A 7,609-nucleotide genomic window follows, 5' to 3' on the forward strand; every position below is an offset into this window, starting at 1 on the left:
GCGTGGCAGCCACCGATGCGACCGGGGTGGTCGAGCGCTACCTGGATTGCCTGGCGGCACACGATTGGGACGGCCTGGCAACCACGATCGCCGACGACGGCTTGATCCGGGAGGGCCCGTTCTGCGACGTCGTCGAGGGCAAGGCGCACTACGTCGCGTACCTGCGCAAGGTCTGCACGAGCATCGCGGGCCACCGGTTGGAGGTGCAGCGGGTCTCGCATGCGGACTCCGGTGTGTCGTTCGCCGAGCTGACCGAGACGTTCGAGATCGACGGGGTCGCGACCACCTGGCCGGAATGCATCGTCTTCGAGCGCGGCAACGACGGCTTGATCTCGCGCGTCAGCGTCTTCTTCAAGCAGCGGCAGCCCGACAAGACCTAAGGGTTCCCAGGCGTCCCAGGCGTTCCGTGGCGTCTATTCCCTCACTTGCTGAATTGACCTACCGTGTGGGGATGGAGGAAGACGGAACCCCGGAGTCGGTACCGGTCGAGCAATTACACTCGGGCGACCCGATCACCGATTGTGGCCAAAGGTACATCGTTCTCGAGTCGAAAGCCGTCGGCGACAGCTGCGTGGTCCTCGAACTCGAGTCCAGAGTTGACCATCAGCTGCAGGTCATCGAGAAGTCGTTCCCGACCGGCTACCAAGTCGGCAGGGCCAACCACCGGATTCTGTAGACCTTTCCAGCGAAACACCCAGACGCGCGGCTGTTCGACGGCCACCGCGCAACATCGCGCGTCGATCGCAGGATGTCTCAAACGAGGTAGTAATAGCGCCGCGGCTCCGAGCCATGGGCAGCCGCGGCCACCGGCGGCGGCGCACCCGGCTCGTGGACACCGAGCTGGGCATGGGCATAGCGGACCGCCTTGAGCGTCGCCGAGAATTCCTCGTCCTCCTCCGGGAAGACGTGCTCGGACGAGAACCACCCGTCGAGCCCCACATTCCGCAGCACCGTCCACATGTCGGGTTGCACGCCGGCCAGCAGGACGGTTACACCGCGCGCAGTCTCCTCGCGCAGGTAGCGCTCGATCCGCTCCACGACAACGGCGTCGGGATGGCGCACTCGCTTGAGCCGCAGCACGACGAACTGAAGACCCTCTTGTTGCACCCGGTCGCGCAAGGCATCGAGGTAGCGGTCGAGTTCCGGTGCAGCGCCGAAGAAGAGCTCGCCTTCGAGGTCGTAGATGATGGTCGACGGATCGACCGGATCGCCGGGCACGCGTTCACGAACCACTCGTTCGGACGTGACGACCAGCTCCTTGGCCTTGAGCTTCGCCGCGCGTGGCACAAACAGCAGGATCGACAGGGCGACGCCGAGCAGCACGGCCGTGTCCAGGTCGACCAGCACTCCGGTGAGCGCGGTGACGATCACCAATCCGGCGTCGTACCGCGACGCTTTCAGCATGTAGAGCAGTCGCTGGTAGTCGATGAGTCGCGCGGCGGTGATGAGCAGGAGACCCGCCAGTGCGGCCCGGGGCAGGTAATGCAGGAGCGGTGCGAACAGGAGCACCACCGCGGCGACACCGGCCGAAGCGATGACTCCCGAGAACCGCGACGCCGCACCGGCCTGGAAGTTGATCGGTGAGCGCGACATCGAGCCCGAACCCGGGACGGCCTGGAAGAAGCCGCCCGTGAGATTCGCCAGCCCCTCGGCGAGGATCTGCCGGTTGTAGTCGATCCTCTGGCCGCTCTGATGGGCGATGGCCTTGGCGATCGACAGCGCCTCGATGAGGCCGATGAAGGCGATGGCGAGCGCGCCTTCGGACAGCTGGGGCACGAGGCCGAGTTGCACATCCGGGATGTGCGGCGTGGGCAGGCTCTGCGGGATTTTCGCGGTAAGGGACACCGCCGGGTCACCGCCGTGCTCGGCGGTGGACCATCCGGCCAGGTAGGCGATCACGGCGGCGATGACCAGCACCGCCAGCAGGTCGAGCTGTGGGAGCCCGTAGCGCTTGACCAGCCGGCGCAGGATGACCGCCAACGCCACGGTGGTGACGGTGAGTATCAGCGCGCGGTAGTTGACGGCGTCGCCGTGGAGCAGGGTGAGGTAGGTGCGTTTCAGCACCGGCATCCGCCCGTTGCCCTTGTCGCGCACGCCCAGCGCGTTCCCCAGCTGGCCGAGCGCGATCAGGAGCGCCGCGGCAACCAGAAACCCGATGATCACCGATTCCGAGATGTATCGGGTCAGATCGCCCAGCTTGAACACGGCGATGAGGATCTGAAATGCGCCGACGAGAACCCCGAGCAGGAACAGCGCCTCGAAGAGGACGGTGCGGTTCTCGGGGTCAAGAAACGCCAGGGAACTGAACACGAGCAGCGATATCGCGCTCGTCGGACCGTTGATCAGATGCGAGGAGGATCCGAAGATCGAGGCCACCAGCGTCACCACGATCGCCGAATACACGCCGAATTTCGGATCGACACCGGCGACCAGTGCGTAGGTGATGCTCTGGGGCAGCGAAACAGCCGCGACGGTCAGCCCGGCGACAATGTCGCTACGTGCCTTCGTCGCGTCGTAGTTCACGTTCCGCAGGGTCGCCGAAATGCTCATCGCCGCTTGGCCTTCCGCCGGGGGTGGGCCGCCACGGGCCTGGCCCGCGCAGACGCTGAAACCGTGTCGTAGACGCCGTTGTCCCCGAAAAACTTGTCCCGGGCATCGTTCCAGTCTTTGGCGATGGCGGTGATCGGGAAGAGTGTGATATCGGGTAATTGGCCGGCGTGCTTGGCAAGGATTTCGGGCTTCAGCGGCCGATAGCCGAGTTGGGCGATAATCTCCTGGGCCTGATCGCTGAAGAGGTATTCGAGGTACGCCTTGGCGTATGGCGCGATCTTCGTGTCTCGGATATTCGCGTCGACCCAGGCCACGGCAGGTTCGGCGCGAATGCTGGTCGGCGGGTAGACGATCTCGAGTTCGCCGTTGTTCTCCGAGACTTCCCGCAGGGCTTCGTTTTCCCAAGTGAGATGCACATCGCCGACCTTCTCGACGGCAAAGCTGATGGCGGCGCCGCGCGCGCCCGAGTCGGCGACCACGACGTGACCCATCAGCGCCCTGACGAAGTCGAGGGCTTGCGCATCGCTGCCGCCGCGCGTGGTCACCGAGCCCCAGGCGGCGAGAACGCTCAATTTGCCATTACCCGAGGTGCGCGGGTTCGGTGAGACGACGGCGACGCCATCCCGGATCAGGTCCGGCCAGTCGTGGATTGCCTTCGGATTGCCCTTGTGGACCACGAAGACGATGGTCGACGTGTAGGGCACCGAATTGTTGGGCAGGCGGGTTTGCCAGTCGGGGGCGATGAGTCCGCGCTTGCGCAGCGCATCGACATCGCTCACCAGCGCCAGCGACACGACGCTGGCCCTCTGCCTGCCTTCGATGACGTCGCCGACCTGTCGTCCCGAACCACCGTGCGATTGTTTGATCTCCAGCCCGATGCCGGTCTGCCGGCGGAACTGTTCGACAAAGGCTTTGTCCAGTGTTGCGTACAGCTCCCGTGTTGGGTCGTACGAGACATTCAAGATCTGGTTTGGCGACGTGTCGCGGCCGTGCTGGTTCTTCACCCCAATCAGGGTTGCCGCCAGCACGATGGCGATGATGCCGACGAGGTTCAGCCACGGCACGCGAACAGGAAATTTCCGGCGCTGCGCCGATGCCTGCGGGGGCACTGTCACTCCCAGCCTCCATGTCAATCACCGGGCCCGTAAAGGTCACCCATCATCGCCGGCTTACGTGCATGCGCAATCAGGGTTGGCGCGCGGCACTTTCGGCGTTGAATGGTAGCTACCGCCCGGAAATGACGCATCGGTGTAAATCAGCGTGATCACAAGAACCGACGCGGCGATGTACGCGCGCACCGATTCGCCGCGAGTGCGCCGCGTCCGGCGCGCTCACGGCGTTTGTTGCAGACCGGCGTCGCACTCGAATAGCTCTGTGCGGCAAACGCTTTGGTCTCCCCTGGCCGCCCCTGGGTGCACATGGGTGCCCCGGCGGCGATGTCGGATGGTTAGGCTCCGCCGACGTTTAGTCCGCTGCTTTTCGAATTCGAAGCGCGGCGATCACGTCTAGCAAGCCCGTTGCGCGCCTATCCCGCAAACCGCGGACACCGGGCTGGCCGCCGCAACGGCCTTGCGCGTCTGTGCCGCGTCGCTCCCGACGCGGCTCTCGGCGGGTTTAGGCCGCCGCGCACCCGGTAACCTTCCGGCAGGAAGCGGTTCTTGTTGATCGCGCGGCATCCGCAGAGCCCATCTGTGGACAGGTCCCTGACACGCCAGGATCATTGGGCGCGGTAGGGGTAATCGAAGGGTGACCGAATGAGGGTTCCGGGTGTAGCCAGCATTGTTGCCGGCGTAACCGGAGGAGCCGCGCAAGCCGTGCGAGCCGGGGTCTCGACGGCGGCCGGCGCTGCGGGCGCGGTGCAGCTGCTGGCAAGCCCGGTCGTGGAGCTCGCCGGTCCGGTGGTGCAGTCGATGGCGCAGACGACGGGTAGGGCGATCGGGATAGGCGTGCCCTCGGAAGGCCCTTCGAACGGGATTTCCCCGCCGGTGCGCTGGCAGAGCGGACGACGAGTGCACCTGGACCTGGACCCGTTGCTGCCTTTCCCGAGCTGGCACGAACATGCACCGGCGGTGGAAGAGCCGGTCCGCAGGATCGCGGGGGTGGCCAGCGCTCACGTCGAAGGCGCACTCGGCAGGCTCGTGCTCGAACTCGAGAGCGAAGCCGACAGCGACATCGTGTTGGACGAGATCCGGGAGACGGTCTGTTCCGTGGCCGAAGACCTCGCCCCCACGGGACCTTCGCTGGGATTGGCGTCGGCCTCCCGGACCGCGCCGTTCGCCGACCCCGGGAACCCGTTGGCCATCCTGGTCCCGCTCACCGCCGCGGCGATGGATGTGGTTGCGGTAACTGCTGCCGTCACCGGCTGGGTAACCCGACTGCCCGCGGCACCGAGAACCACTCGGGCCGCCGCCGCCCTGCTCAATCATCAACCGCGGATGGTGGCCGTCCTCGAGTCGCGGCTGGGACGGGTGGGCACCGACATCACCCTGGCCGCTACGACGGCGGCCGCTCACGGACTGACACAAGCGATCGGCACACCGCTGCTCGATCTCACGCAACGGACCCTGCAAATCTCCGAGGCCGCGGCTCACCGGCGCGTGTGGCGCGAACGCGAGCCGCAGCTGGCCACGCCGAACCGCCCGCAGGCTCCTGTTGTCCCCGTCATCTCGTCCGCCGGACGTCAATCGCAGGAGCCGCGCCACAGCTGGGCGGCAGCGGCCGCGGGTGAGGTTTCGCACGTCGTCGTCGGTGGATCCATCGACGCCGCGATCGACACCGCGAAGGGGTCGATGGCCGGGCCGGTGGAGGAGTACGTCAATCAGGCGGCGAATGGTTCGTTGATCGCCGCGGCAAGTGCGTTGGTGGCTGGTGGTGGCACCGAAGACGCGGCCGGCGCGATCGAGGCGGGGGTGCCGCGGGCGGCGCATATGGGCCGGCAGGCGTTCGCCGCGGTGCTGGGGCACGGGCTCGCCAATGCGGGTCAGCTCGTCCTCGACCCAGGTGCTCTGCGCCGCTTGGATCGGGTGAAGGTGGTTGTCATCGACGGCGCTGCCCTGCGCGGTGACCACCGTGCCGTTCTGCGCTCACGTGGCGATGCGGCGGGCTGGGACGACGACCGCGTTTATGAGGTCGCCGACGCGCTGCTGCACGGTGAGGAGGCGCCTGAGCCTGATCCCGACGAGTTGCCGGCTACCGGCGCACGGCTGAGATGGGTTCCGGTGGAGGGCCCGTCGGCGACGCCCGCACAGGGCCGCGAAACCGCCGACCTGGTGGTCGACGGCGAATGTGTGGGCACCGTCGAGGTGGGCTGGGAAGTCGACCCGTACGCGATTCCCTTGCTGCAGACCGCAAACCGGACCGGAGCCCGGGTGGTCTTGCGCCATGTCGCCGGCACCGAGGATCTGACGGCCAGCGTCGGCGCGTCGCATCCGCCCGGCACGCCGCTGCTGGGTCTGGTACGTGACCTGCGTACCGATCGCGGACCGGTTTTACTGATCACCGCGGTGCACCGCGACTTCGCGTCGACCGATACATTGGCCGCACTCGCGATCGCGGATGTCGGTCTGGCCCTTGATGATCCACGCGCGGCCACACCATGGAGCGCAGACATCATCACCGGCACCGACCTGGCCGACGCCGTACGGATTCTCTCAGCGATCCCGGTAGCCCGGTCCGCCAGTGAATCTGCCGTACACCTGGCCCAAGGGGGGACGACCCTGGCCGGGCTGCTGCTGGTCACCGGTGAGCAAGACACAACGACCAATCCCGTCAGCTTCCGCCGCTGGCTGAATCCGGTCAACGCGGCCGCGGCCACTGCGTTGACGGCGGGAATCTTTTCGGCCAGCAGGGTCCTCCGGCTGCCCAATCCGACCCCGCAGCCCCTCACCGCCTGGCATGCGCTGGACCCGGAGATCGTCTATTCGCGGTTGACCAGCCGTACCCAACCCTTGGCCGTTGAGGCTGGCACCCCGCCGTGGCGACACGTTCTCGACGACCTGTCATACAACCCGGTTGTGGCGCCGCTGCGAAATCCGGCTGCTCGGGTCGGGCGCCTATTGGCCGCGACGCGCGCCGAGCTCGCCGACCCTTTGACTCCGATACTGGCCGTCGGGGCGGCCGCGTCCGCGATCGTCGGCAGCAATGTTGACGCACTCCTGGTCGCGGGCGTGATGACCGTCAACGCGGTGACCGGCGGGATTCAACGGTTGCGCGCCGAGGCGGCAGCGGCCGAGCTGTTTGCCGACCAGGACCAGCAGGTGCGCCGGGTCGTGGTTCCGGCCGTCGCGACGACCCGACGCCGGCTGGAGGCGGCCCGGCACACCGCCCGCATGGCCACGGTGTCCGCCAAGTCGCTGCGGCCCGGAGACGTCATCGACCTGGCGGCGCCTGAGGTGGTTCCGGCAGACGCACGCCTGTTGGTCGCCGAGGATCTCGAGGTCGACGAGTCGTTTCTCACCGGCGAGTCGCTTCCGGTGGACAAGCAGGTGGACCCGGTGGCCGTCAATGACCCGGACCGGGCCAGCATGCTGTTCGAGGGCAGCACGATCGTCGCGGGGCACGCCCGGGCGATCGTTGTGGCCACTGGGGTCGGTACCGCCGCGCACCGCGCGATCTCGGCGGTCGCTGACGTCGAAACGTCCGCGGGCGTACAGGCCCGGCTGCGAGAGCTGACGAACAATGTGCTGCCGCTGACGCTTACGGGCGGGGTCGCGGTAACCGCTTTGGCGATGCTGCGGCGCGCCTCACTGCGTCAGGCGGTCGCCGACGGCGTCGCGATTGCGGTGGCCGCCGTCCCCGAGGGCCTGCCGTTGGTGGCTACCCTGTCGCAGCTTGCCGCCGCCCAGCGGCTGACGGCGCGCGGCGCGCTGGTTCGGGCTCCACGCACCATTGAAGCGCTGGGACGAGTCGACACCATCTGTTTCGACAAGACCGGCACTCTCACCGAGAACCGACTGCGCGTCGTGTGCGCCGTCCCGGCAGCGATCAATCCGAAGGATCCATTCCCGGACGCGAACGATCCGCGCTACGCTGCCGTCCTCAACGCGGCAGCGTGGGCGTC

General features: G+C 67.2%; 5 protein-coding genes. 3 read left to right on the forward strand and 2 right to left on the reverse strand.

Features of this window, described 5'->3' with window-relative positions:
* The first annotated feature begins 2 nt into the window (after window positions 1-2).
* Window positions 3-380: a nuclear transport factor 2 family protein gene (locus JO059_RS14835; RefSeq protein ID WP_293319959.1), complete on the forward strand. Its 378-nt coding sequence runs from the start codon at window positions 3-5 to the stop codon at window positions 378-380.
* A gap of 71 nt (window positions 381-451) precedes the next feature.
* Window positions 452-676: a hypothetical protein gene (locus tag JO059_RS14840; protein ID WP_293319961.1), complete on the forward strand. Its 225-nt coding sequence runs from the start codon at window positions 452-454 to the stop codon at window positions 674-676.
* Window positions 677-753: 77 nt separating this feature from the next.
* Here the strand turns inward: JO059_RS14840 and JO059_RS14845 are convergent, their stop codons facing one another.
* Window positions 754-2,550 (reverse strand): SulP family inorganic anion transporter, encoded by a 1,797-nt coding sequence (locus tag JO059_RS14845; protein ID WP_293319963.1) that lies wholly within the window; start codon window positions 2,548-2,550, stop codon window positions 754-756.
* Entirely contained in the window at window positions 2,547-3,659 is a 1,113-nt protein-coding gene (locus JO059_RS14850; RefSeq protein ID WP_293319967.1) for a sulfate ABC transporter substrate-binding protein, read from the reverse strand. The genes JO059_RS14845 and JO059_RS14850 overlap by 4 nt, the downstream gene beginning before the upstream one ends.
* Window positions 3,660-4,304: 645 nt before the next feature.
* Here JO059_RS14850 and JO059_RS14855 point away from each other — a divergent pair.
* Window positions 4,305-7,609 (forward strand): HAD-IC family P-type ATPase (locus JO059_RS14855; RefSeq protein WP_293319965.1); only part of this gene is annotated, 3,305 nt, incomplete at its 3' end.

Origin of the sequence: Mycobacterium sp. (assembly GCF_019247615.1) — a bacterium.
Lineage (GTDB): Bacteria > Actinomycetota > Actinomycetes > Mycobacteriales > Mycobacteriaceae > Mycobacterium.

Excerpts from the sequence above, each read along its gene's own strand:
- JO059_RS14840 (WP_293319961.1), top strand. The coding sequence starts at position 452 with ATGGAGGAAGACGGAACCCCGGAGTCGGTACCGGTCGAGCAATTACAC.
- JO059_RS14845 (WP_293319963.1), bottom strand. The coding sequence starts at position 2,550 with ATGAGCATTTCGGCGACCCTGCGGAACGTGAACTACGACGCGACGAAG.